This is a genomic window from Ruegeria sp. SAZD011 (assembly GCF_059612545.1).
Genome location: NZ_JBXWQU010000013.1, coordinates 63977 through 87868 on the forward strand (window position 1 = coordinate 63977; position 23892 = coordinate 87868).

Consider the following 23892-nt stretch of genomic DNA (forward strand, 5'->3'; position numbering starts at 1 on the left):
GCTCCGATCAGACAGCGGCCGGGACAAGATATCCGGCCAGCGCGACCGCGCCCTGACATGGATCAGGGACGCCACCGGCATCGCCATGGCATTTAGAAAGGGAAGAGGCCACCTGCGCGCGCGTCGCCCGGCCTTGAGCCGGTTGTCCAATGGGAGGCCCCGATGCCCGACGATCCATATGAGGTGCTTGGCCTGACCAAGGCCGCATTGGCCGACGACATCAAGAAGGCGTATCGGAAACTGGTGCGGACAAGCCATCCTGACTTGCATCCCGACGATGCCGGGGCCGAGGCGCGGTTCAAGGCAATCTCTGCTGCCTATGAGATCCTGAAAGATCCCGAGACCCGCGCCCGATATGATGCGGGAGAGATCGACGGGCTCGGCGCAGAGCGCCCACAGCGGCAGTACTATCGTGATTTCGCAGACGCGTCGGACAACGCCTACCAGCAAACGCGCGGGTTTGGGCAGAATGCCGATCCGGCGGACATCTTCGCGGAGATCCTGCGTAATCGTTCGCGGTCGTCCGGTGGCGACTTTTCTGACCGTGGGTTTTCAGCCCATGGCCCGGATGTGCGCTATACGCTTGAGGTGCCGTTTCTGGATGCTGCACGAGGTGCCGAGACCCGTATCACGCTGCCGGATGGCCAGAGCCTCGCCGTCAAGATCCCAAGGGGCACCGAGGACGGCCAGACGCTCCGGTTGCGCGGAAAAGGCGCGCCCGGCTTCGGTGGTGGTCCGGCAGGGGATGCGCTCGTCACCGTTCTGGTGCGGCCCCACCCGGTGTTCCGTCGTGACGGCGACGACATTCTCCTGACGCTCCCGATCACCATCGACGAGGCTGTTCTCGGCGGCAAGGTCACAGCACCGACCATCGACGGCCCCGTAGGTCTCACCATTCCCCCGGGGACAAGCTCTGGCCAGGTTCTGCGTCTGCGGGCGCGCGGGGTCGCACGGGCAGGGCGCCAGACAAAGGGCGACCAGCGGGTCGAGCTGAAGATCGTCGCGCCGCCTGACGTGGACGTTGGACTGCGCGAGTTCCTTGCGGAATGGCGCAAGACCCATGCCTACGACCCGCGCGCCGATCTGATGAAAGGGGCCGGGACATGACAGACCGCTATTCCGAAGACGACGTCGTTGCAAGCGTGACGCGGCTGACCCGCAGCCAGCTTGTCACCTTCATCGAATGTGATTTCGTCCGGCCAGAGCGCGAAGCGGGCGCGTATGTCTTTCGCCGCATCGATCTCGCGCGGCTGGAGCTTTTGTGCGATCTGTCCCAAGACCTCGATCTGGATGAGACCGGCCTGGGCATCGTGATCTCGCTCATTGACCAATTGCACACCGCGCGGCAGGATCTCGCGACCATGGCACGCGTGATAGCCGCCCTGCCGGCCGACCTGCAGGCCCGGATCATGGCGGAAATGAAAAGGCCTTGAGCGGAATTCCAGCGGGACCGAGAAGCGGTGTCCCTACGTCCAACAAAACGCTACGCCTGTTCCCGGCGCCGACGTTGGCATGCGGGTCACGCAGCGCCTGCCCCATCAAAGAACGATGATTTTTCTTGTCGCTTAGTCGTCGCAACGTCTTTGCTGAGGTCTTTCTGAGACTCAGTCGCTTCTTGCGCCGATGGAGGATCGAACCGACTCCGTAGTGATTTGAGGCGGGTAGGGGGTGGCGAGGTGCGTTTCGTGTGCAATCCCGGCTGGGTAGCTCCAGCTTTGACATAACCCACTATGCCGTGATCCTGGGTTCGGAACGCAAGGGCAACATCAACCTCTGCACGGCTTCGCCAACAACTGTGTTGCGATATCGGTCACTCTACCGCATTGGACCGTGAATCCTGATGAATCCTGATTGCTGCATGAGAACAAAGAGTTGCCCCACGACATCAACACCAACTTGCCCCGCTCCAGACAAGTCACGCGAGAAGAACTTTACGAAAAGGTCTGGTCAACACCGATCAGCCACCTGGCGGCTGAGTACGGTGTCTCTGGTTCCTATCTCGCCCGGGTCTGTACGGCGCTGGCTGTGCCTCGGCCTCCCGCTGGCTATTGGCAGAAGAAGGCGGTCGGAAAGGCCTCTCCACGACCTCCACTTTCCCTTGCAAAGCCAGGCGATCAGCTTATCTGGTCGGCGGACACGCCGCTTGCGCGTCCCGTGACGCCTGCCACCAGATCTTCGGTGTCGTCACCAAGTCGTGGCAGGCAGCGCGAGGATGCCCGGCACCCAATCCTTCGCGGCGTCGAGCCGCACTACCGCAAGACGCGCAAGATCGACGAGTACGAGTTTCTCCGTCCCTACAAACTCCTTCTGCCGGACATCGTGACGTCCGAGGCGCAGTTGACACGCGCATTGGATCTCGCGAATGGGCTCTACGATGCGTTCGAGCGAAAAGGGTATCGTGTGACCTTCGCGCCGCCTGATCAACCATTGTTTCGGGCGCAGATCGAAGAGCGGGAGGTTCCTGAGAATGATCGCAAATACGGGCGCTATTCCTGTGGGAAGATCTGGGAGCCCCACCGTCCGACCGTCGCCTATATCGGCGAAGTTCCCATCGGTGTTGCGCTCGTCGAAATGTCTGAACGGGTCACGCTCAGATACCTAAAGGGCAAGTATGTGCGGGACGACAGTGCGGTCGTGAAGGCCGCCAGACCACACCAGCTGATCCACTCCTGGACGACCGAGAACGATGTTCCGTCCGGGCGATTCCGGCTTGTGGCGTAGACACGGAGCCCGAACCCGGCGACCTCGTCATCCCAGACCGCTGTGCCCTTGGGTCCCGGCTTGACCGCTTCGACAAATCGCTTAGTGAGCTTCGGCATGCTCATACCCTCATTTTGCGCCCGGTTTCACGAAAGCAGGACGCAACCACGCGGCCGGAAACCAAGGCGTATTCTCGGATAGAGCTTTCGGCGCGGCCTTTGGCCGTGTCTATAATTATCCAATGATTATAGTGTTCTAGAGGGCTCTATCGCATGATTAGGAAAGCCCATTAGACCCGCTCCGAAGGCAGAGGCCAGAGGTTCGAATCCTCTCGGGTGCGCCATATCAAACCTTTTTTGTTTATGCCCGAGCCAACGCTTTGAACCGCAAGGCGGTTTAGCGGATTGGAACAGGTTCCCCCCCGGAGTCAGTGTGTTTCGATCCACGAAGCCAGCTTAGCCCGGTGAACACGCATCCGGGCATAGCCGAGTTCTATCGCGCTTGCCCCGGCAAGCTCGGCCAGTCCGCGACGTACCGAGGCGATGGACAGGCCAAGCATCTCGGCCAGGTCGTTCTGGGACATGTCCAGCCATCCGCCGGGAACATAGTTCATGCGGTCAAGCTGGAGCAGGCGAAAGGCGATCTTGTGATCGGCATCCGAAGCGACCAGACCAATCAGCGCCTCGATCGCGATGTTCATGTTGCGCCGGGTCAGCCGGTAGAAATCGCGATAATGGGCTGGGGTCCGTGTAACGATGTCGAGAACCACCGGGGCCGGAACGAACAGCACTTCAGATGCGACTCGTGCCTCCATCACGGCAAGCTGGTTTTGCTCCGACAGGATAGAGATATCGCCGATCCAGTGCCCGCGGGAAAGGGAATGAAAGGTGACAAGTTCACCATCCGCGCGCGGAGTCTTGATGTCAAAGGTCCCCTGATAGACACCGAACATGCCGGCCTGCGGCGCCTCGACATCGCCCGTGGCCCGTTCCCCCGGCGCGTATTTGCGCCACTGCCCCCTTGTTACCAGTGCGTCGCGCAGGCTCTCGGGACACGCGGCGAACCACCCGCTGTCTCCAAAGAGAGCCGGATCGACAGGCATGATGCGCACTCCTTGACGTCTTCCGTTACCCCTAGAAAATAAGAGAGAATTTTCACAAAGCAATCAATTGATACTTTTGTCCACTCGTTTCTTGATACCATTTTGAGACATCCGGTCAGTTCAAAAAGGAGAAGGTTCGTGGCTGCCACATTGAGTATGAGGCAACGCGCGGTGCAGGCCGCTGTTGCACTAACGTTGGCGATCGCGCCAAGTTTCGCGATCGCGCAGGATCAGAAACCAAATTTCCTGATCATCTGGGGTGATGACGTGGGCTGGATGAACACGTCGGCCTATAACCGGGGCATGATGGGATACCGGACGCCGAATATCGACCGGATCGCCTCCGAGGGTGCGCTGTTCACCGACTGGTACGGCCAGCAGAGCTGTACCGCCGGGCGCGCGGCTTTCATCACCGGGCAAAGCCCGCTTCGGACCGGTCTGCTCAAGGTCGGGCTGCCAGGCGCCAAGGAAGGTCTGTCCGAGAAGGACCCGACCATCGCGGGCCTGCTCAAGAATCACGGCTACATGACCGCCCAATACGGCAAGAACCACCTGGGCGACCTGGACGAGCATCTGCCGACCAATCACGGCTTTGACGAGTTCTTTGGCAATCTCTATCACCTGAATGCCGAGGAAGAGCCAGAGCATCCCGATTATCCGAAGATCCCCGGTTTCCGCGAGAATTTCGGCCCGCGCGGCGTCATTCGCGCAACCTCGGATGGCCAGATCGAGGATACAGGCCCGCTCACCAAGAAGCGGATGGAGACGGTTGACGAAGAGGTGACCGCCTCGGCCATCGACTTCATGGAACGCGCGGTGGCCGCCGACAAGCCGTTCTTCCTGTGGTACAACACCACCCGGATGCACGTGAACACGCACCTGAAGCCGGAATCCGATGGCGTCACCGGGCTGGGTATCTATGCCGATGGCATGGTCGAGCATGACAGTCACGTGGGCCAGGTTCTCGATAAGGTCGAAGAGCTGGGCATCGCCGACAACACGGTGATCATGTATTCCTCGGATAACGGGGCCGAGGTGTTCAGCTGGCCGGATGGCGGCACCACCCCCTTCCGCAACGAGAAGAACTCGAACTGGGAAGGCGGTTATCGTGTGCCGACCCTGATCAAGTGGCCCGGCGTCATCGAACCGGGCACCATCTATAATGACATCTTCTCGCACGAGGACATGCTGCCGACCATCCTCGCGGCCGTGGGCGAGACCGACGTCAAGGACAAGCTCCTGACCGGTCATTCGGCGATCGGGCGCGAGTACAAGGTGCATCTCGACGGCTACAACCTGCTGCCCTATTTCTCGGGCGAGGTCGAGGAAGGCCCGCGCAAGGAGTTCTTCTACTGGACCGATGACGGCGATCTGGCCAACCTGCGCTATGGCCGGTGGAAGATGGTGTTCCTGGAGCAGCGCGGCCACGGCTTCGAGGTCTGGCAGGAACCGTTCTTTGAACTGCGTCTGCCCAAGCTGTTCGATCTGCTGGGCGACCCGTTCGAGCGGGCGGATCACGAATCGGCCAATTACGACATGTGGCGGTTCGACCGAGCGTTCATGGTGCTGCCGGCAGTGGCTTATGTGACCCAGCATCTGGAAACCTACAAGGACTACCCGCCGCGCCAGTCGCCGGGCAGCTTCAACCTGGGTGCCGCGCTGGAGAAACTGACATCGAACACCAGTTCGAACTGATCTGATACCATCTGGGCCGGCGGGTGTATTCCCGCCGGTCTTGTCTTGCCGAGGCGGGCAGGCGGGCGCCACCCGTGTCGGCCCCCGCGAGGGGGAAGGCCACGAATCCCGAGAACGACGGAGCCGTATATGGGCAGCACGCCACGCGATGACATCGACACCCTGATTGCGCGCATGGGCGATGCGATCATCGGCCAGCAGGACGTGATCCGGATGCTGGTGATCGGGCTTCTGGCCAATGGCAACCTGCTGGTCGAAGGCCTGCCGGGGCTGGCCAAGACGCGGGCGATCAAGGCGCTGGCCAAGAACCTTGAGACCGATTTCAGCCGCATCCAGTTCACGCCCGACCTGTTGCCCTCGGACGTGACCGGGACCGAGGTGTATTACCAGACGGACAAGGGGTCGGAGTTCCGCTTCGAACCCGGACCCATCTTTGCCAATATCGTGCTGGCCGACGAGATCAACCGCGCCCCGGCCAAGGTCCAGGCCGCGCTGCTCGAGGCGATGGAAGAGCGTCAGGTGACCGTTTCTGGCACCACGCACAAGATGCCGCCGCTGTTCATGGTGATGGCGACCCAGAACCCGATCGAACAAGAGGGCACCTATCCCTTGCCCGAGGCGCAGATGGACCGGTTCCTGATGCATGTGATGATCACCTATCCCCCGGTCGAGGACGAGGTGAAGGTGATCCGCCTTGTGCGTGGCGAAGAGGCCGCGGCCAATCCGCCCAGGGACAAGGTGGCAAAGGAACGCCCGCCCGCGATTTCGCAAGAGGCGGTGTTCGAGGCGCGGCGCGAGATCGTCGGCATTCACGTCTCGGACGCGATGGAACGCTACATGGCCGATCTGGTCAACGCGACACGGGTGCCGGACAGGTTCGGGCCCGATCTGGGCCGCTGGATCGGGGTGGGCGCCAGCCCGCGCGCCTCGCTGGCGCTTGATAAATGCGGGCGCACCCATGCCTGGCTGGAAGGGCGCGATTATGTCGATCCCGCCGATATCCGCGCGGTGGCGCCCAACGTGTTCCGCCACCGGCTGGGACTGACATACGAGGCGATGGGCGACGGGATCACCCCGGACCGGGTGATTTCTGAGATGATCGCGCAAGTTGCGCTGACCTAGGACCGTCACGATGTTCGACAGGGCCGCCCGCATACGGACCGGTACACTGCCCGCCCTGCCACCGGCAGGGGCAGAAACCGACCCGCGCGTGCATGTGGATCTTGTGCATCTGCGCAAGCTCGAAGGCCGCGCCCGGACGCTCAGCTTTCTGCCACGCCAACCCGCCGGCAGCGCGCTGAACGGTCGCCATGCGTCGCGGATGCGCGGGCGCGGGCTGAATTTCGAGGAATTGCGCGATTACCTGCCTTCGGACGATATCCGCTCGATCGACTGGAAGGTGACGGCGCGCACCGGCAAGCCGCATGTCCGGGTCTTTACCGAAGAGCGCGACCGCCCGACGCTGATCGTGGTCGATCAGCGGATGTCGATGTTCTTCGGCTCGGTGCGGAACATGAAATCGGTCACGGCTGCGGAATGCGCAGCACTTGCCGCCTTCCGCATTCTCGATCAGGGCGACCGGGTCGGCGGCATCGTCTTTGGCGACGAAACCCTGGCCGAGATCCGGCCCCAGCGCAGCCGCGCCGCGCTTGACCGGTTGCTGCTGGCGATCGCGCGGGCCAATGCGCTGTTGCGGGCCGATGCCCCCAAGGTGGCGCCGGTCGGCCTGAACGACGTGTTGCAGGCGGTGGGACGGATCGCGCCGCGCAATCACCTGATCCTTGTCTTTTCCGATTTCGACGTGATCGACGGGCTGACGCAGAAGCTGGTCAATGCCCTGTCGCGCCAGAACGACCTGATCCTGGGGCTGGTGACCGACCCAATCGCGGACGATGTTCCCGAGGGGCTGAAACTGGTGATCTCGGATGGTGAGCTTCAGGCCGAGATCGACACCGGAGACAAGACCGTGCACGGCGACCTGCGCGAGATGTCGCGCGGGCGTCTGGCCGAGGTGCTGGACTGGCAGCGCCGCTATGGCGTGCCGGTGCTGCCGCTGAGCGCGGCCGAGGACAGCCTGACCCAGATGAAACGTCTGATGGGGCTTGGCCCGAGATGAGCGAGCAGGGGCAGGACCCGCCGGTCACGCTGGTCGATCTGATCGAGCAGCTGGTGCCACCCGATCCACCGCCACCAGTGTCGATGCTGCCGCAAACCGCCGGTTGGGCGGTGCTGGCGTTTCTTGCGGGCGTTGCTGTGGTCTATGGCCTCTGGCGCTGGTGGCGCCATTATCACGCCAATCGCTACCGGCGCGCGGCGCTGGCCGCGCTGGCACGCGCGGGCGGCGACCCAGTGGCGATCGCCGAAGTGCTGCGGCGCACCGCGTTGGTGGCCTTTCCGCGACACGAGGTGGCCAGCCTGAGCGGGACCGAATGGCTGGCCTTTCTGGACCGGACTAACGACGGCGGCACTGCATTCACCCAGGGACCGGGAATGGCACTGGCCAGCGCGCCTTATCGGTCGGGCAGTACCGCGCCCTCCGGTCTCGCCGATCTGGCCGCACGCTGGATCCGCCGCCATCGGCGCGAGGTGTCGCGATGATCGCCCTTGGCTTTCCACTTGCGCTGTTGCTCCTGCCGCTGCCGCTTGTGGTCTGGCGCTTTCTGCCTGCGCGGCGCGAGCAGGTCTCGGCACTGCGCTTTCCCTTCTTTCGCCAGATCGTGCGCGCGGCAGAGGCGACACCGGGCGAGGGGGCGGTGATCCTGCGGCGAACGCGGCTCCAGATGACGGTGGCGATTGCCGTCTGGGTGCTGCTGGTGCTGGCGTTGGCACGACCCGAACGGCTGGGCGCCCCGATCGAGATGACACGCTCGGCCCGCGATGTGGTTCTGGCCATCGACATTTCCGGCTCGATGGACATCGTCGATTTCGCCGCCCCCGATGGCACCCGTCTGCAACGTCTGGATGCGGTCAAAGAGGTGGTGAGCCGCTTCGTGGCCGAGCGCGAGGGTGACCGGATCGCGCTGATCGTGTTCGGCACCCAGGCCTTTCTCCAGGCGCCGCTGACCGAGGATCTGGCCACCATCGCCGCACTGGTCGAGCAAACAGAGGTCGGCATGGCCGGGCCACATACCGTCATCGGCGACGCGATCGGTCTGGCCATTCGCACCTTTGAAATCAGCGAGGTCGAGCAGCGCTTGATGATCCTGCTTTCGGACGGCGCCGATACCGGCAGCCGGATGAGCCCGCTCAACGCGGCCGAAATCGCCCGCACGCGCGGGGTCGAGATCCACACGATTGCGGTGGGCGACCCGCAGGCCAGCGGTGACACCCGCGTCGACACCCGCACGCTGGCCGATATCGCCAGCCGCACCGGCGGCAGCGCCTTTTTCGCCTCGGACGTAGAGGCGCTGGCCGGCGTCTATCAGCGGATCGACGCGCTGTCCCCCCGGCTGGTCGAACAGGTGACGTATCGTCCGCGCAGGGTTCTGTCCTCATGGCTTCTCGGGCTGGTGGCGGTGCTTGGGATCGGGGCGTTGACGCTGCTGACTGCCACGCGCAGCGGGCGGAGGGCGGCATGAGCGAGATCCTGCTTTCCGAACTCGGGCTGGTGGTTGACGCATTCCACTTCCTGCGCCCGCTGTTCCTGCTCCTGTTGATGCCGCTGGCGGCGCTGTGGTGGATGAACCGGCGCGCGGCGACCCGCAAGCCGCCGCTGCCCGAGGGGATCGCGCCGCATCTGCTTGCGGCGTTGACCGTGGGCGGTGGCGCGGCCCGGCGCTTCTTGCCCATCGACCATGTTTCGGCGCTGCTGGCATTGGCGGTGATCGGCGCTGCGGGGCCGTCCTGGACCCGGCAGGCCGATCCTTTCCTGGCCCAGACCGGACCTGTGGTCATCGTGCTCGAGGTCACTCCTTCGATGACCACGCCAGATCTGGCGCCAAGCCGGCTGGAGCGCGCCAAGTTCAAGATCCGCGACCTGCTGGACCTGCGCGCCGGGGCGCGCACCGCGCTTGTGGCCTATGCCGGGACGGCGCACCGGGTCTTGCCCTTTACCGAGGACGCGCAGGTGATGCTGCCTTATCTGGAGGGGCTGACGCCCGATGTGATGCCGCAGGAGGGCGCGAATGCCACCGCCGCGCTGGCATTGGCGCAAGAGATCCTTGCCGCCGAAGGCGTAGGCGGGGTGCTGGTCGTGGCGGACGGGCTGGACAGTGCCGATGTAGCAGCCTTCGACTCCGCCGGGGCCGGTGCGGCGACGACCGTTCTGGCGATGCTGCCCGATGGCGTTTCGGATATCGGGCTGGACCGGCTTGGCACGGTGCCGGTGGTCCGGGCAACAACGGACGACAGCGACGTGCAGCGGCTGGACAGGATCCTGAATGTGGATTACCGCCGCGCGCTGCTGGACGATGACAGCCAGCCCTGGGAGGATCGCGGCTGGTGGCTGGCGGTGCCTGCTGCGCTGCTGGCGCTGTTGTGGTTCCGGCAGGGATGGACCATGCGCTGGGGCGCGCTTTGCCTTGTCGCCTCGGTCGGTCTCAACCCTGGTGCCGCACGGGCCGACGGGCTGGCCGACTGGTTCCTGACACCTGACCAGCAGGGCTATCGCGCGTTCAACCGGAACGATTTCACCGGCGCGAGTGACCTCTTTGCCGATCCGATGTGGAAGGGTCACGCGCTCTATCGGGCCGGGCGCTATGACGAGGCGATCGAGGTGCTGAACCGGCTGGAGACGCCCGAGGCCTCGTTTGCCCAGGGCCTTGCCCATATCAAGAACCGCCAGTATCGCGATGGCGTGCGCGCCTTTGAAACCACGCTGGAGCGCGACCCGGACTTTCCCGGCGCGGCAGAGAATCTGGAAACCGCGCGGCGCATCGTGACCTATGTCGAGGATGCCCGCGAGGCCTCGGACACGGGCGAAGAAACCGGCATCGGCGCCGATGACGTGGTGTTTGACAACGAGGCCAACCGGGGCGTCGACACCCAGACCGACCGGCAACCGCGCGGTGAGGAGGCGATCCTGACCAGTGACCAGTGGATGAACACGGTCGACACCCGAACGGGGGATTTCCTGCGCTATCGCTTCCGGTTCGAGGCATCGGGGGCGGGTCAATGAGAGGCGCGCTGTTCCTGGTCCTTGCGGTGCTCTCGTTGGCCATGACGGGACCGGCTAGCGCGCAGGACGCGCCCCGCGTGACGGTGGAGCTTGAGACCGCCGAGACGATACCGGGCCAGCCGCTTGACCTGCGCATCACGGTTCTGGTGCCCACATGGTTGCCCAAACCGGTGGTCTTTCCCACCTTCGAGGCGCCGAACCTGATGGTTCGCCTGCCCGAACGGGCGACAAACCCGATCAGCGAACGGATTGACCGCGACACCTGGTCCGGGGTCTCGCGGCGCTACCGGATCACGCCGCTGGTGCCGGGCCGCTTCGTGATCCCGCCGCAGGAACTGATCGTGACCTGGGCCGATCCCGACAGCTCTGCCCCCCGTGAAGAGGTCGTGCCAATTGAGGCGCTCACGATCACCGGCATCCTGCCCGATGGCGCCGAGGGGCTGGACCCGTTCATCGCCGCCCGCGCGGTGACGCTGACGCAAGAGGTAACCGGGGCAACAGCGCCCCTTGGCCCCGGTGACAGCGTGATCCGTGAAGTGACCGCCACGATCGAGGGCGGACCGGCGATGCTGCTGCCGGGGTTGTTAGCTGTCGAACCGGTCACCGGGCTGACAGTCTACCCGTCCGAACCGGTGCTGAGCGAGACCGAAACGCGCGGCGAACCGGGCGGCAGCCGGGTCGAGCGGGTGACCTATCTGGCGCAAAGCGGCGGAAGCGGCGCCGCCCCGCCGGTCACGCTCGACTGGTACAACCTGGAAACCGGTCAGGTGGAAACGGCCTCGGTGCCGGGGGTCGATCTGACCGTGGACGCGCCCGTCGCGCGCAGTGTGCCCGCGCTTTCGCCACAGCTACTGATCCTGGGTGCACTGGTGCTGGTGCTGGTGCTGGGTGTCGTCGCATTTGCCGTCCGTCCAGCGCTGCGGCGCTGGAAACGCTGGCGCGCGACCCGACTTAGCCGCTATCTTGCCTCGCCTGCGCATGCGCGCAGCTTGACCATCGACGCGGCGCGGCGGCGCGATCTGTCGGCGACGCTGGCCGCGCTCGATCTCTGGGCGGCGCGGCTTGGCGCCCCGGACCCGCGCCGCGATCCGGCCATCGCCAGCGCGCTCAGGGCGCTCGGCGCGGCGCTCTATGGACATGCACCCAGAGGCGATTTGGCGGACTGGAGCGCGCTTGACCGGGCACTTGCGGTTTACAGCCCCGACCGCGCGGGCCATCATCAACTGGCCGGGTTGCCCCCGCTCAATCCGCGCTGACCGCGCAAACCGGAGTCGCCCATGTTTCGTTCCCTCCTTGTCGCGGTTCTGGCCTGTATCAGCCTGGCGATGCCATCCTTGGCGCAGATCGGTGACACAGAGACCGGAAGCGTCGATTACGTCGGCTCGGCCAGTTGCGCCAATTGCCACGAGGGCGAGGCCAGGGCGTGGCAAGGCTCGCATCACGCGCTGGCCTGGACCCTGCCGACGCCCGAGACCGTGCTGGCCGATTTCGACGACAGCGAGTTCAACCATGACGGGGTACGCTATCTGTTCAGCCGCGCGGGCGAACAGTTTCGCGTCACCATCACCGAGGCCGACGGCAGCGAAAAGACCCATGAAATCCACTCGGTCGCCGGGATCGCGCCGCTTCAGCAATACCTGATCGAGACCGAACCGGGGCGACTTCAGAGCTTCGACGTGGTCTGGGATGTCGACGGCGCCCGCTGGTACCACCTTTACCCCGAACAGGACCTGCCGCCGGGCGACGGCCTGCACTGGACCGGCCCCTACAAGAACTGGAACGCACGCTGCGCCGAATGCCACGCAACCGGGTTCGAGAAGAATTACGATGCGGCCAGTGATAGCTACCACTCGCAACAGGCCGAGATCGGCGTGGGCTGCGAGGCCTGCCATGGCCCCGGTTCCGCGCATGTGACCTGGGCCGAAACCGCCCGCGAGCGAAGCCCGCAGGACCCGCTGCTGCCACCCGAGGGCTATGGGCTTGCCATGGACTTCAACACCGCCGGCACCGAGGCGATGATCCAGCAATGTGCCGGCTGCCATTCCCGGCGCGAGCCGATGGGGCAGGGCAACCCGATACCGGGAACGCCCTATCACGACGCCTATACGCTGTCGCTGTTGCGGCCGGGTCTCTATCACGCCGACGGCCAGATCCTGGACGAGGTCTATGTCTATGGTTCGTTCCTGCAATCGAAGATGTATCAGCGCGGGGTGGGCTGTCTGGACTGTCACGACCCACATGGCGCGACGCTGCGGGCCGAGGATAACAGCCTGTGTACCCAGTGCCATTCCCCGGCGGCGAACCCGCGCTTTCCCAGCCTGAAAGCAGCGCTTTACGACGATCCCGCGCATACCTTCCACCCCGCGGGCTCTGCCGGGGCCGACTGCAAGTCCTGCCACATGATCGAACGCGATTACATGGGGATAGACGGACGGCGCGATCACAGTTTCCGCACCCCGCGACCGGATCTGGCGGCGGTGACCGGCGGGCCCGATGCCTGTACCGATTGCCATGCGGATCAGGATGCGGGCTGGGCGGCGGCCGAAATCGCCAAGCGGTATCCCGATGCGGCCAAACGTCCGCATTACGGCACGGTGCTGGCAGCCGGGCGGGCCGATCCGGTCGCGGCCGGGCCGGGGCTGCGCATTCTGGCCCAGGATCGGGATCAGGCCGGGCTGGTCCGCGCGACGGCACTCTGGCTCTTGTCTCAGGGGGGCGATGCCAACAGTGCCGAGTTCCTGGCCGGGCTGCTCGAGGACGACGATCCCCTCGTGCGCGCTGCGGCGATCGGGGTTCAGCGCGCGGCGCCCCCGCAGACACGTGTGCAGCGGCTGATCCCGCTGCTGGCGGATCCGGTGCGCATGGTGCGGATCGAGACTGCCAAGGCGATGCTGGACGCTCCCATTGCGCGGCTGCCGGCCCGCATCGAGGCGCAGATGCAGGCAGCGATGACCGACTGGCGCAGGGCGCTTGCAGCACGTGTCGATTTTCCCGAAACCCATATGGTGATGGCGGGCATGGCGCTGACCATGCGCAACATTCCCGCCGCGCGCGGTGCGTTCCGGCAGGTGGTCGCGATGGACCCGCAGCGCGAAGAGGCCTGGATCATGCTGACACGCATCGCCGCAGCGATGGACGGACGCGAGGCGACGCTTGAACTGCTTGACGAGGCATTGGGAAAGCTGCCGCAAAGCGCAGCGCTCAACGAGATGAAACGCTCGGTTGCCGAACAGTAGCGGCGGCGCGTGCGGTCCGGACAATTGACTTGGAGGAGGAACAAGATGGTGAACAGCAGCCCAAGAATGACGGCGCCTGCGCTGGTTGCGGCACTAGCCTGCATTGCACCCGCCGTACCCGCCCTGGCACAGGAACGTCCGAAACTGGTCTTGCAGATCACCGTCGATCAATTGCGCGGCGACCTGATCGAGAGGTTCGGTGCCGGACTTGGCGAGGACGGGTTCCGCCGCCTGATCCGGGGCGGTGTCCATTTCACCCAGGCCCATCACGGCCATGCCAATACCGAAACCATCGTCGGCCACACCACGCTGGCCACCGGTGCCGATCCGGCGGTGCACGGGATGGTCGCCAATGTCTGGTTCGACCGGGTCGAGGGCGGTCAGGTCTATAACGTGCAGGATCCCGACTATCCGCTGGTGGGCGCCGCCGGCGTTGATGCGGCGACCGAGATCGACCCGACCCAGCGCGCCGCCACCACCGATGGCCGCTCGCCCGGCAACATCCTTACCTCGACCATCGCCGACGAGATCGGCATGTTCTTTGGTCCCGAGGCGCTGGTCTTTGGCGTGTCGATCAAGGATCGGGGCGCGATTTCGATGGCTGGCCATACCGGTCAGGCCTATTGGTTCTCGAAATCCGAGGGGCGGTTCGTAACCTCGACCTTTTACCGCGACGACTACCCCGGCTGGGTGCGCGACTGGAACGGGTCGGGCATGGTTGCCTCGTATGCCGGGACAAGCTGGACGCTCGCGGACGCGCCCGAAAGCTACATGTTCGGCACCCGCGACGACCAGCCGTGGGAGACCGACTTTCCCGGTTTCGGGCGCAGCTTTCCCCATCCCTGGGGAGAGGCGGATGACAAGTATTACACCACCCGCCTGACGCTCAGCCCGGCAGGCGACGAGATCACCGTGGATTTCGCAAAGGCGCTTATCGAGGCCGAGGGCATCGGGCAGGACGCGGTGCCCGATTACCTGTCCATCTCGCTGTCTTCGACCGACTATGTCGGGCATGTCTTCGGACCGTCGAGCCTTGAGGCCGAAGACAACATTCGCCGCCTCGACCGGACGCTGGCCGATCTCCTGGATTTCGTGGATGACAGGGTCGGGCTGGATCAGGTGCTGGTTGTGCTGTCCGCCGATCATGGCTCTCCCGAGAACCCGGGCTACCTTGCCACCCATGGCATCAAGGCGGGCACTTTCGATTTCGAGCGTGTCGATACAGAGCCCGGTTTCGTGCGTCTGGGCGCGCAGTTCGGCGAGGCGCGCGCGCTGATCCGCAACTTTTCCAGCCCCTATGTCTATCTCAACCGCGAGCTGATTGCAGAGAAGGGGCTCGATCCGGCGACGGTCGAGGATTCGGTTGCGCGTGAACTCGACCTGCTGCCCGGCATCGACCTTGCCGTATCCAGCCGCCGCTTGCGCGAGGGGCAGATCGGCGAGGGCAAGGTGGTGGACGCGGTGCGCCGCAACTTTCACCGCGACCGGTCGGGCGATATCTATGTCGTGTTCGAACCGCATTGGTTCATCGCCGATTTTGACGGGCTGACGGTGGCCTCGGCGCATGGGTCGCCGTGGACCTATGACACCCATGTACCGGTGATCTTTCACGGCCCGGGCATCCCCCCGGCACGCATTGCGCGCCATGTCGAAACGGTGGACGTGGCGCCGACCATCGCCGCCTATCTGGGCACCAAGCTGCCCTCTGGCGCGACCGGGGTTCCGTTGACCGAGGTGCTGGACTGAGCGGGAGGCCGGTACCTCGGGCGAATTCGAACACATTGATCCCGGGGGCGGTATCCGGTTCCGCGCTCAAACGGACGCGCCCGAACCGACTGTACTTGCGGGTCAGTTTCTGGAACAGGGGCGGATGGCGGTTCCGGCATGAAAATGCTAAGGACTGGGGTGGTGGTTCCGAAGGGGATGAGCCTTTGGGTAATGCGCGGCCCTCTCCATACTACGGCTCGCGGCCCATCCTGCTAGAGCGGATGACGAGGCGGATGCACTCGTAAAACAAAAACCCCCGAGCCTGCGGCACGGGGGACATCCGGTCTTTTTCCTGTTTAGGGGCGGTCAGCCGCCCCAGGAGCGGACCTCGCCGCAATCCATGTGCACGAAATTCGAGCGGTAGTATTTGCCGACACCGCCAGCGCGGCAGGAAATCGCGGCATTTGCCATCTGGCTGACCGAGCGTGAGGCAAGTCGCAGGTCGGCGGCCTGGCCCTGCATGTGCAGCGAGTTGCGGGCCACCCCGCGCGAGCGGCTGCGCAGCATGGCATTGGTCTGCGGGCTGCGATAGCCGGACAGCAGCATATAGGGCTCGTTCACGTCCATCAGGTTGTGGGCGGCGGCCATGATGTCGATGGTACGCAGATCCATGGTCTTGACCTGATCGACGCGCCAGTCGCGCATGAAGTAATTGATCTCCTTCACCGCGTCCTTGATGTAGTCGCCGTCGATCCAATACACCATGTCGATGCGTTCGCCGGTGCGGCCAGAATACATTCGGATGCGGCGGATGTCGCCGCCGCCACGCAGGAACCCTGCGGCCATCGAGTAGGTGGGAGCGGCCGCCACTGCGGTTGCGGTGAATGCCCGAAGAAGTGCGCGCCGAGTAAGGCCCGTCGAGGTGTTGTGAGTCATGTGACTGTTTCGTCCCGTACGTCGTCCTGCCTGCACACGATGTTACGTGTACATTGTTAATAACCATCCCCCGGTTGCGCATTTGTATGGCACAGGGGGATTCGTTCGCCAAGTTTTCTTTCAGAATGTGTCATCCAAGGGGGAATTTTCGGCAGATTTTCGCCCAAACAGGTGATGCATATGCAGCAATTCGCCGCTAGCCAATGCGCCCCCGGCGCGGAAGGGCGATGCATCCGCGCATCATCCGGACCGCCATGTTGGCATCTGATGCAATTGTGAATGGACTTTTCCCCCTGGTTCTCACGAAGTTTTTCAGAGATTCACATCATTGCCCGTGATTAACCGTATTTGACCAGGACCCGAACATGCCGCATCTCAAACGCCCCCGCCTTCGTCTCACGCTGACAGCCTTGCTGCTTGCCGGAGTCGCGGCGTTCGGGTCAGTCGGCGCGGCAGATGCGCAAGTTACCGCATATAAACAGGCAGTTGCCGAGGCAAGCTATGGCGATGACGGGGTGGCCGCCTTTTACCGCAAGAACGGCTATCAACCGGTCTGGACCGGAGAGGGGGCCGAATTCACCGCCCGTCGCGCCGCCCTGATCGAGGCGCTGAGCATGGCCGAGGTGCATGGCCTGCCCGCTGGACGCTATGACATCGAGGCACTAAGGGCGCAGATGGCGTCCGCGCGCACCACCCGTGACATGGGTCTGGTCGAAGTCGCACTAAGCCGCGAATTCGCCCGCTTTGCCCGTGACCTGCAAACCGGCCTGCTGACACCTTCGAAGATCGACGACGGCTTGGTGCGCGAGGTCGAACGCCGGGGCGCCGAGGTGTATCTCACCGAATTGCAGGCGGCACAACCTGCGCGTTACATGCGTGGACTGGCCCCGGATACCGCGCAGTACCGGGCGCTTCTGAAACTCAAGCTCGACCTCGAACACGCTCTGGCCAATGGTGGCTGGGGGCCGACCGTTTCGGGCGGCAAGCTGGAACCGGGCAACAGCGGCCCGCGGGTCGTGGCGCTGCGCAACCGGCTGATCGCCATGGGATACATGGAGCGCAGCGCGGTGGCGAGTTATGACGGCACGCTGCAAAAGGCGGTTCAGGCGTTTCAACTGGCCCATGGGCTGGAGCCCGACGGGGTTGCCGGCGACGGCACCCTGGACGAAATCAACAAATCCGTGGCCGACCGGTTGAAATCGGTGATCGTCGGGCTGGAGCGCGAACGCTGGCTGCCGCGTGATCGCGGCGAGCGGCATATCCTGGTCAACCAGACCGATTTCACCGCCAAGATCGTGGATCATGGCCGCGTCACCTTTGAAACCCGCTCGGTCATCGGCAAGAATGTCAGCGACCGGCGCAGCCCCGAATTCTCGGACGAGATGGAGCATATGGTGATCAACCCGAGCTGGTACGTGCCGCGCTCGATCATCACCAAGGAATATCTGCCGAAGCTGCGGGCGAACCCCAATGCGGTCCGGCATCTGGAAATCACCGACAGCCGTGGCCGTCAGGTCAATCGCGGTGCAGTGGATTTCAGCCAGTTCTCCAGCCGCAGCTTTCCCTTTGCCATGCGCCAGCCGCCGGGCAAGAGCAATGCACTGGGGCTGGTGAAATTCATGTTCCCGAACAAATACAACATCTACCTGCACGACACGCCGCAGAAACACCTGTTCGCCCGCGAGGTCCGCGCCTATTCGCATGGCTGCATCCGGCTGGCGCAACCCTTTGAATTCGCTTACGCGCTGCTCGCTCTGCAAGAAACCGATCCGAAAGCCTTCTTTCACAACGTGCTGAATACCGGCCGCGAAACCAAGGTCGATCTGGAACGCCATGTGCCGGTACATATCATCTATCGCACGGCGGTGGTGGATGACCGGGGGCAGCCCGGCTATCGGCGCGACGTTTATGGGCGTGACGCAAAGATTTGGGACGCGCTCAGTCGGGCAGGGGTGGTTCTGAGCGCGGTTCAGGGTTAAATCCACGGGGCCAACCACAAGAAGCAGGCCCCAGATGACCTATACCATTTCGCAGATCGCCGACGCCCTCGGGGCCGAGGCCGCAGGCAATCTCGACCTGACCGTCACCGGCGCGGCGGAACCGGGCGATGCGGGGCGCGACCAGCTGGCGCTGGCGATGTCACCGAAATATGCCGAGGCGCTGGCACAGGGGGGGGCGCGCGCCGCGATCCTGTGGCCCGGCGCCGCATGGCAGGCGATGGGGCTTGAGGCCGCGATCTTTGCCACCCGACCGCGTCTGGCCATGGCGGGCGTGACCGCCATGCTCGACCCCGGTCAGGGTGTTGCGGCGGGCATCCATCCCTCGGCGGTGATCGACCCCAGCGCCGAGATCGGCGTCAATGTCAGCATCGGGCCGCTGACCGTTGTGGGCGCGCGGGCCAGGATCGGCGAGGGCTCGGTGATCGGGCCGCATTGCGTGATCGGCATGGATGTGGTGCTGGGGCCGGGCGCTTTCCTGCGCGAGATGGTCAGCATTGGCGCCCGCGCCACCATCGGCGCCCGTTTCATCGCGCAACCCGGCGCACGGATCGGCGGCGACGGATTTTCGTTTGTCACGCCCGAGGTGTCGGGCGCCGAAAACGCCCGCAAGACGATGGGCGATCAGGGCGAAGCCAAGGCGCAGGCCTGGACCCGCATCCATTCGCTGGGCGCGGTCGAGATCGGCGACGATGTCGAGGTCGGCGCCAACTGCACCGTCGACAACGGCACTATCCGCAACACCTGCATCGGCGACGGCAGCAAGCTCGACAACCTGGTGCATGTGGGCCACAACACGCGCGTCGGGCGCGACTGTCTGCTGTGTGGCCAGACCGGCGTGTCGGGCTCGGTCGAGATCGGCAACAACGTGGTGCTGGGCGGCCAGACCGGCGTGGTCGACAATATCTTTATCGGTGACGGGGTGATCGCGGGCGGTGGCTCCAAGATCCTGTCAAACGTGCCGGCGGGGCGGGTGATCATGGGATATCCCGCCGTGAAAATGGACCAGCACACCGAGATCTACAAGGCGCAGCGCCGTCTTCCTCGCCTTTTGCGCGACATCGCGGCACTGAAAAAGGCGGTTTCCAAACCGGGACCGAGCGAGTAAATCAGCGCCAGACAGAACCCAGAGGATCGACATGAGCATCAGCGACCGCGTCATCGCCATCATCGCCGAGCAGGCCGTGCTGGAGCCCTCCGACGTCAGCCCCGAAAGCACGCTTGAGGATCTGGGCATCGACAGCCTGGGTCTGGTGGAAAGCATCTTTGCCATCGAAGAGGAATTCGACATCTCGATCCCCTTCAACGCCAACGAACCCAGCCAGAGCGATTTCGACATCTCGAACGTGGCCGCGATCATCGCGGGGATCGAGAAGCTGGTGGCGGAAAAGGTCTGACAGCGCCCATGAAACGGGTCGTCATCACCGGGGCCGGCACCATCAACGCGCTGGGGCATTCGGTGCCCGAGACGCTGCACGCCATGCGCGAGGGCCATTGCGGCATCGGCGAGTTGGAGTTTCGCGATGTCGAGCGGCTGGCCATCCGCATCGGCGGCCAGGTGCGCGGGTTCGAGGCCGAGGGCCGGTTCAACCGCCAGCAAATGTCGCTCTATGACCGGTTCACCCAGTTCACCCTGACCGCCGCCAAAGAGGCGATCGACCAGTCGGGGCTGAACTTTCACGGTGAACTGGCGGCGAAATCGGGTGTGGTGCTGGGCACTGCGGGCGGTGGCGTCAGTACCTGGGACGAGAATTACCGCTCGGTCTATGAAGAGGGCAAGAACCGGGTCCATCCCTTTGTCGTGCCCAAGCTGATGAACAACGCGGCCGCCAGCCATGTGTCGATGGAGCATAACCTCAAGGGTCCGTCCTTTACCGTCTCGACCGCCTGCGCCTCGTCGAATCATGCGATGGCGCAGGCCTTTTCCATGGTGCGCAGCGGCATGGCGCCGGTGATGGTCACCGGCGGATCGGAATCGATGCTGTGTTTCGGCGGGGTCAAGGCCTGGGAAGGGCTGCGGGTGATGTCCAAGGATGCCTGCCGCCCGTTCAGCGCCAACCGCAACGGCATGGTCCAGGGCGAGGGCGCGGGTATCTTCGTGTTCGAAGAGATGGAGCACGCCAAGGCCCGTGGCGCCGAGATCCTGTGCGAGGTTGCGGGATTTGCCATGTCCTCGGATGCCTCCGATATCGTGATGCCATCGAAACAGGGGGCGTCGCGGGCGATGGCGGGCGCGCTGGCCGATGCGCGGATCAATCCGGGTGACGTGGGGTATATCAACGCCCATGGCACCGGCACAGCGGCCAATGACAAGACCGAATGCGCCGCGGTGGCCGATGTGTTCGGGCGTCATGCCGACAGCCTGATGATTTCGTCCACCAAGTCGATGCATGGCCACCTGATCGGCGGCACTGGCGCGGTGGAACTGCTGGCCTGTATCATGGCGCTGCGTGATGGGGTGATCGCCCCCACCATCGGCTATGAGGAACCCGACCCCGAATGCGCGCTGGACGTGGTCCCGAACGAGGCGCGCGAGGCCAAGGTCGATGTGGTGCTGAGCAACGCATTTGCCTTTGGCGGGCTGAACGCGGTGCTGGCGCTGCGCAAGGTCTGACCCGCGCCCCGGATCAGACGGATATGAAAAGGCCGCCAGGTTCCCCCGAACCGGCGGCCTTTCTGCAATCCGGTAAACAGGGTCAGTTGCTGACCACGTCCACCTTGTCATAGCTGGCGGTGAAGCCCGTCAGCGACAATTCCAGCGACACGGTCTGATCCGGGGCCGGGGCGGGAACCAGCGATACCGTTGCTTTGGCCCCCTTCTTCATCGCGTCGATATCGGCCTGGGTCAGACCGATTTGCGCGATGCAGCCGATCGGGTTGCAGAACGAGTAGTTATACCGCTTGCCGGGTGCCCCATCGATCGAGATCGTCAGCTGGGCCGGCAACAGGGTTTCCAGCGGAACGATCACGGTTGCCCCGGCAACCGCGACACCGCCCTCTTCGAGCCGGAACATCGAAAACTCGGCCATCGGGTTGCCCTGGGCGTCGGTCAGGATCTGGAGCATCGAACAGGGGTCGGTTTCACCCTCTGTCTTGATGCAGGCCATGTCCCAGTCGCCGATCTTCTCTTTGGAGTAACGCTGTCCCAGCTGTGGCGAACCATCTGCCGGCGTGCCCAGATCAAGAAGCTGGTCGGCCGTCTTCTGCTCTTCCTGTGCCGGGGCCGTTTCGGCCGGTGTGGTCGTGTCCTGTGCCGTCGCGGCGCCGGTCAGGGCCAGCAGGGCGGCGGCGGACAGGGTAATCAGGGTCTTGGTCATGAATGCCTCGTCAAAAGATGAGCTGCTCGCGCCCCGTCTATCACGAGTGTTCGGCGCTGTCAGGGACAAAGCAGCGCATCAGCGGCGATTTGATGACAGCGGAGCCGAGTAAAAAAGGGAACCCGTGAACCGGATTCCCTCTTATCTGTCTCCCCGTCGGACTGGCCGACTTAGTATTGTGAGCAGACGTTACGAGAGGCGCGCCAACGGGTCAACAGCTATCGCAGGTTTTTTCGACTCTCGGGGGCAATTGATTGGAGATGCACGATTTTTGACCGTCAGGTCGAAAAATGCCGTGCCCGAAGGCACGGCCAGTCTGACAGGGAGGAAGTGCCCCCGCAGCACCAGTCGTCTGAGGGGCAATAAGGACTATCGCAGGCAAAGGTTAACTTTGTATGGTTGCGGTGAGACGATGAATTTCGAGGCGTAAACCAAATGGACGGAAAGATTTTCCTGGGCGGCGGCGGCCCGGACTATGGCGTGGCGCAGGGGCTGGACCTGAAATATGCCAACCGGCACGGATTGATCGCGGGGGCCACCGGCACCGGCAAGACGGTGACGCTGCAAATCCTGGCCCAGGGTTTTGCCGAGGCAGGCGTGCCGGTCTTTCTGGCCGATGTCAAAGGCGACCTGTCGGGCATGGCCAAGCCGGGGTCGGCCGATCACAAGCTGCACGCGGCCTTTACCTCGCGCGCCGAAAAGATCGGTCTGACCGACTATGAATATCGCGCCTGTCCGGTGACCTTCTGGGACCTGTTCGGCGAACAGGGCCACCCGGTACGCACCACCGTGGCCGAGATGGGGCCGCTGTTGCTGTCACAGTTGCTGGAGCTGACCGAGGCGCAGGAAGGCATTCTGAACATCGCCTTCCGGCTGTCGGACGAAGAGGGGCTGCCGCTGCTTGACCTCAAGGATCTTCAGGCGCTGCTGGTCTGGATCGGCGAGAATGGCAAGTCGCTGTCGCTACGTTATGGCAATATCTCGACCGCCTCGGTGGGGGCGATCCAGCGTCGGCTTCTGGTGATCGAGAACCAGGGCGGCGCGCGCCTGTTCGGGGAACCGGCGCTGGATCTTGCCGACATGATGCGGGTCGACGATCAGGGGCGCGGCATGGTCAACATCCTGGCCGCCGATACGCTGATGGCCTCGCCGCGGCTCTATTCCACCTTCCTGCTTTGGCTGCTCAGTGAACTGTTCGAGGAACTGCCCGAGGTGGGCGACCCCGACAAGCCGAAACTGGTGTTCTTCTTTGACGAGGCACATCTGTTGTTCGACGACGCGCCCAAGGCGCTGGTGGACAAGGTGGAACAGGTGGCCCGATTGATCCGCTCCAAGGGGGTGGGGGTCTATTTCATCACCCAGAACCCGGCGGATGTACCCGAGGATGTGCTGGGCCAGCTGGGCAACCGCATCCAGCACGCGCTGCGCGCCTTTACCGCGCGCGACCGCAAGAACCTGCGGCTGGCGGCCGAGACCTATCGTGAGAACCCCGCATTCGACACCGAAGAGGCGATCCGCGAGGTGGGCGTGGGCGAGGCAGTGACCTCGATGCTGATGAAGAAGGGCGTGCCGGGGGTGGTGGAACGCACCCTGATCCGCCCACCCTCGTCGCAACTGGGCCCGATCACCCCGGCCGAGCGCAAGGCGATTCTGACCATATCGGACATGGCGGGGAAATACGACACGCCGCTGGACCGCAAATCGGCCTTCGAGATCCTGGCGAAACGGGCCGAGGAGGCCGCGAAAGAGGCCGAACAGGCCGAGGAACGCGCCGAGGAGGCCAGCCCGTGGGAACGGGAATACAACTCGGCCCGCCGCTATTCCGGCAGCAGGGTGGGCCGCTCGACCGCGCGCCAGACCAGCAGCCGGCGCCGCAGCGAGGACACCCTGACCAGCGCCATGGGCGAGGCGGTGATCAAGGAACTGAAAGGCACCACAGGCCGCCGCATCGTGCGTGGCATTCTGGGCAGCCTGTTCAAGGGGCGGTGAGTGTCTTGACGCGGGATATGGGCTGACGCCCATGCCTCCGGCGGGGATATTTGGAGCAAGAGGAAGGGGCGCGTCGCGCCAGAGAAGAAAGGCCGCG

Annotated in this window: 20 protein-coding genes; 17 read left to right on the forward strand and 3 right to left on the reverse strand. The window is 64.2% G+C overall.

The window, feature by feature from the left end:
- Nucleotides 1-162: 162 nt before the first annotated feature.
- The 3 genes from AC2FLM_RS02930 (at nt 163) to AC2FLM_RS02940 (ending at nt 2721) form a co-directional block, all read left to right on the forward strand.
- Nucleotides 163-1107, forward strand: a complete 945-nt coding sequence (locus AC2FLM_RS02930; protein WP_496855418.1) for a DnaJ C-terminal domain-containing protein — start codon at nt 163-165, stop codon at nt 1105-1107.
- Nucleotides 1104-1433, forward strand: coding sequence for a chaperone modulator CbpM (locus tag AC2FLM_RS02935; protein WP_496855420.1), 330 nt, complete (start codon nt 1104-1106; stop codon nt 1431-1433). The genes AC2FLM_RS02930 and AC2FLM_RS02935 overlap by 4 nt, the downstream gene beginning before the upstream one ends.
- A gap of 418 nt (nt 1434-1851) precedes the next feature.
- On the forward strand, nt 1852-2721 hold the full coding sequence (locus AC2FLM_RS02940) for a hypothetical protein (protein ID WP_496855422.1): 870 nt from the start codon (nt 1852-1854) through the stop codon (nt 2719-2721).
- Between the two features lie 406 nt (nt 2722-3127).
- Here AC2FLM_RS02940 and AC2FLM_RS02945 read toward each other — a convergent pair whose 3' ends face one another.
- Nucleotides 3128-3802 (reverse strand): Crp/Fnr family transcriptional regulator, encoded by a 675-nt coding sequence (locus AC2FLM_RS02945; protein ID WP_496855424.1) that lies wholly within the window; start codon nt 3800-3802, stop codon nt 3128-3130.
- A 138-nt stretch (nt 3803-3940) separates the two neighbouring features.
- Here AC2FLM_RS02945 and AC2FLM_RS02950 point away from each other — a divergent pair, with 138 nt between their 5' ends.
- The 9 genes from AC2FLM_RS02950 (at nt 3941) to AC2FLM_RS02990 (ending at nt 15595) form a co-directional block, all read left to right on the forward strand.
- Nucleotides 3941-5497, forward strand: coding sequence for an arylsulfatase (locus AC2FLM_RS02950; protein WP_496855426.1), 1557 nt, complete (start codon nt 3941-3943; stop codon nt 5495-5497).
- A 129-nt stretch (nt 5498-5626) separates the two neighbouring features.
- Nucleotides 5627-6619: an AAA family ATPase gene (locus tag AC2FLM_RS02955; RefSeq protein WP_496855428.1), complete on the forward strand. Its 993-nt coding sequence runs from the start codon at nt 5627-5629 to the stop codon at nt 6617-6619.
- 10 nt (nt 6620-6629) lie between these two features.
- Nucleotides 6630-7613 carry a DUF58 domain-containing protein gene (locus AC2FLM_RS02960; RefSeq protein WP_496855430.1) on the forward strand — a complete coding sequence of 328 codons (984 nt, stop codon included), beginning with the start codon at nt 6630-6632 and terminating at the stop codon, nt 7611-7613.
- Nucleotides 7610-8095, forward strand: coding sequence for a DUF4381 domain-containing protein (locus AC2FLM_RS02965; protein WP_496855432.1), 486 nt, complete (start codon nt 7610-7612; stop codon nt 8093-8095). The genes AC2FLM_RS02960 and AC2FLM_RS02965 overlap by 4 nt, the downstream gene beginning before the upstream one ends.
- Nucleotides 8092-9075: a VWA domain-containing protein gene (locus tag AC2FLM_RS02970; protein WP_496855434.1), complete on the forward strand. Its 984-nt coding sequence runs from the start codon at nt 8092-8094 to the stop codon at nt 9073-9075. Before AC2FLM_RS02965 ends, AC2FLM_RS02970 begins: the two co-directional genes overlap by 4 nt.
- Nucleotides 9072-10613 (forward strand): VWA domain-containing protein, encoded by a 1542-nt coding sequence (locus AC2FLM_RS02975; protein WP_496855436.1) that lies wholly within the window; start codon nt 9072-9074, stop codon nt 10611-10613. Before AC2FLM_RS02970 ends, AC2FLM_RS02975 begins: the two co-directional genes overlap by 4 nt.
- Nucleotides 10610-11869 (forward strand): hypothetical protein, encoded by a 1260-nt coding sequence (locus tag AC2FLM_RS02980; protein WP_496855438.1) that lies wholly within the window; start codon nt 10610-10612, stop codon nt 11867-11869. Before AC2FLM_RS02975 ends, AC2FLM_RS02980 begins: the two co-directional genes overlap by 4 nt.
- A gap of 21 nt (nt 11870-11890) precedes the next feature.
- On the forward strand, nt 11891-13849 hold the full coding sequence (locus tag AC2FLM_RS02985; RefSeq protein ID WP_496855440.1) for a multiheme c-type cytochrome: 1959 nt from the start codon (nt 11891-11893) through the stop codon (nt 13847-13849).
- Nucleotides 13850-13894: 45 nt separating this feature from the next.
- Entirely contained in the window at nt 13895-15595 is a 1701-nt protein-coding gene (locus tag AC2FLM_RS02990; RefSeq protein WP_496855442.1) for an alkaline phosphatase family protein, read from the forward strand.
- Nucleotides 15596-15922: 327 nt separating this feature from the next.
- Here the strand turns inward: AC2FLM_RS02990 and mepK are convergent, their stop codons facing one another.
- Entirely contained in the window at nt 15923-16492 is a 570-nt protein-coding gene (mepK, locus tag AC2FLM_RS02995) for a peptidoglycan L,D-endopeptidase MepK (protein WP_234144265.1), read from the reverse strand.
- A 365-nt stretch (nt 16493-16857) separates the two neighbouring features.
- On the opposite strand from mepK, the gene AC2FLM_RS03000 reads away from it, so the two are divergent.
- From AC2FLM_RS03000 to AC2FLM_RS03015, 4 genes are read left to right on the forward strand one after another with little or no spacing between them, the layout of a single operon-like run.
- Nucleotides 16858-18471 carry a L,D-transpeptidase family protein gene (locus AC2FLM_RS03000; protein ID WP_496855444.1) on the forward strand — a complete coding sequence of 538 codons (1614 nt, stop codon included), beginning with the start codon at nt 16858-16860 and terminating at the stop codon, nt 18469-18471.
- A 34-nt stretch (nt 18472-18505) separates the two neighbouring features.
- Nucleotides 18506-19597 carry a UDP-3-O-(3-hydroxymyristoyl)glucosamine N-acyltransferase gene (gene lpxD, locus AC2FLM_RS03005; RefSeq protein ID WP_496855446.1) on the forward strand — a complete coding sequence of 364 codons (1092 nt, stop codon included), beginning with the start codon at nt 18506-18508 and terminating at the stop codon, nt 19595-19597.
- Nucleotides 19598-19628: 31 nt separating this feature from the next.
- On the forward strand, nt 19629-19886 hold the full coding sequence (locus AC2FLM_RS03010; protein ID WP_234144262.1) for an acyl carrier protein: 258 nt from the start codon (nt 19629-19631) through the stop codon (nt 19884-19886).
- Nucleotides 19887-19894: 8 nt separating this feature from the next.
- Nucleotides 19895-21103 (forward strand): beta-ketoacyl-[acyl-carrier-protein] synthase family protein, encoded by a 1209-nt coding sequence (locus tag AC2FLM_RS03015; protein ID WP_496855448.1) that lies wholly within the window; start codon nt 19895-19897, stop codon nt 21101-21103.
- An 82-nt stretch (nt 21104-21185) separates the two neighbouring features.
- Here AC2FLM_RS03015 and AC2FLM_RS03020 read toward each other — a convergent pair whose 3' ends face one another.
- Nucleotides 21186-21806: an invasion associated locus B family protein gene (locus AC2FLM_RS03020; RefSeq protein ID WP_234136703.1), complete on the reverse strand. Its 621-nt coding sequence runs from the start codon at nt 21804-21806 to the stop codon at nt 21186-21188.
- Nucleotides 21807-22241: 435 nt separating this feature from the next.
- Here AC2FLM_RS03020 and AC2FLM_RS03025 point away from each other — a divergent pair, with 435 nt between their 5' ends.
- Nucleotides 22242-23795, forward strand: a complete 1554-nt coding sequence (locus AC2FLM_RS03025) for a helicase HerA-like domain-containing protein (RefSeq protein WP_496855451.1) — start codon at nt 22242-22244, stop codon at nt 23793-23795.
- The last annotated feature ends 97 nt before the right edge of the window (nt 23796-23892 follow it).

Bases quoted from the DNA above. Each gene is read 5' to 3' on its own strand.
- AC2FLM_RS02930 (WP_496855418.1), top strand. From the start codon at position 163: ATGCCCGACGATCCATATGAGGTGCTTGGCCTGACCAAGGCCGCATTG.
- AC2FLM_RS02935 (WP_496855420.1), top strand. From the start codon at position 1,104: ATGACAGACCGCTATTCCGAAGACGACGTCGTTGCAAGCGTGACGCGG.
- AC2FLM_RS02945 (WP_496855424.1), bottom strand. From the start codon at position 3,802: ATGCCTGTCGATCCGGCTCTCTTTGGAGACAGCGGGTGGTTCGCCGCG.
- AC2FLM_RS02955 (WP_496855428.1), top strand. From the start codon at position 5,627: ATGGGCAGCACGCCACGCGATGACATCGACACCCTGATTGCGCGCATG.
- AC2FLM_RS02960 (WP_496855430.1), top strand. From the start codon at position 6,630: ATGTTCGACAGGGCCGCCCGCATACGGACCGGTACACTGCCCGCCCTG.
- AC2FLM_RS02965 (WP_496855432.1), top strand. From the start codon at position 7,610: ATGAGCGAGCAGGGGCAGGACCCGCCGGTCACGCTGGTCGATCTGATC.
- AC2FLM_RS02970 (WP_496855434.1), top strand. From the start codon at position 8,092: ATGATCGCCCTTGGCTTTCCACTTGCGCTGTTGCTCCTGCCGCTGCCG.
- AC2FLM_RS02975 (WP_496855436.1), top strand. From the start codon at position 9,072: ATGAGCGAGATCCTGCTTTCCGAACTCGGGCTGGTGGTTGACGCATTC.
- AC2FLM_RS02980 (WP_496855438.1), top strand. From the start codon at position 10,610: ATGAGAGGCGCGCTGTTCCTGGTCCTTGCGGTGCTCTCGTTGGCCATG.
- AC2FLM_RS02985 (WP_496855440.1), top strand. From the start codon at position 11,891: ATGTTTCGTTCCCTCCTTGTCGCGGTTCTGGCCTGTATCAGCCTGGCG.
- AC2FLM_RS02990 (WP_496855442.1), top strand. From the start codon at position 13,895: ATGGTGAACAGCAGCCCAAGAATGACGGCGCCTGCGCTGGTTGCGGCA.
- mepK (WP_234144265.1), bottom strand. From the start codon at position 16,492: ATGACTCACAACACCTCGACGGGCCTTACTCGGCGCGCACTTCTTCGG.
- AC2FLM_RS03000 (WP_496855444.1), top strand. From the start codon at position 16,858: ATGCCGCATCTCAAACGCCCCCGCCTTCGTCTCACGCTGACAGCCTTG.
- lpxD (WP_496855446.1), top strand. From the start codon at position 18,506: ATGACCTATACCATTTCGCAGATCGCCGACGCCCTCGGGGCCGAGGCC.
- AC2FLM_RS03010 (WP_234144262.1), top strand. From the start codon at position 19,629: ATGAGCATCAGCGACCGCGTCATCGCCATCATCGCCGAGCAGGCCGTG.
- AC2FLM_RS03015 (WP_496855448.1), top strand. From the start codon at position 19,895: ATGAAACGGGTCGTCATCACCGGGGCCGGCACCATCAACGCGCTGGGG.
- AC2FLM_RS03020 (WP_234136703.1), bottom strand. From the start codon at position 21,806: ATGACCAAGACCCTGATTACCCTGTCCGCCGCCGCCCTGCTGGCCCTG.
- AC2FLM_RS03025 (WP_496855451.1), top strand. From the start codon at position 22,242: ATGGACGGAAAGATTTTCCTGGGCGGCGGCGGCCCGGACTATGGCGTG.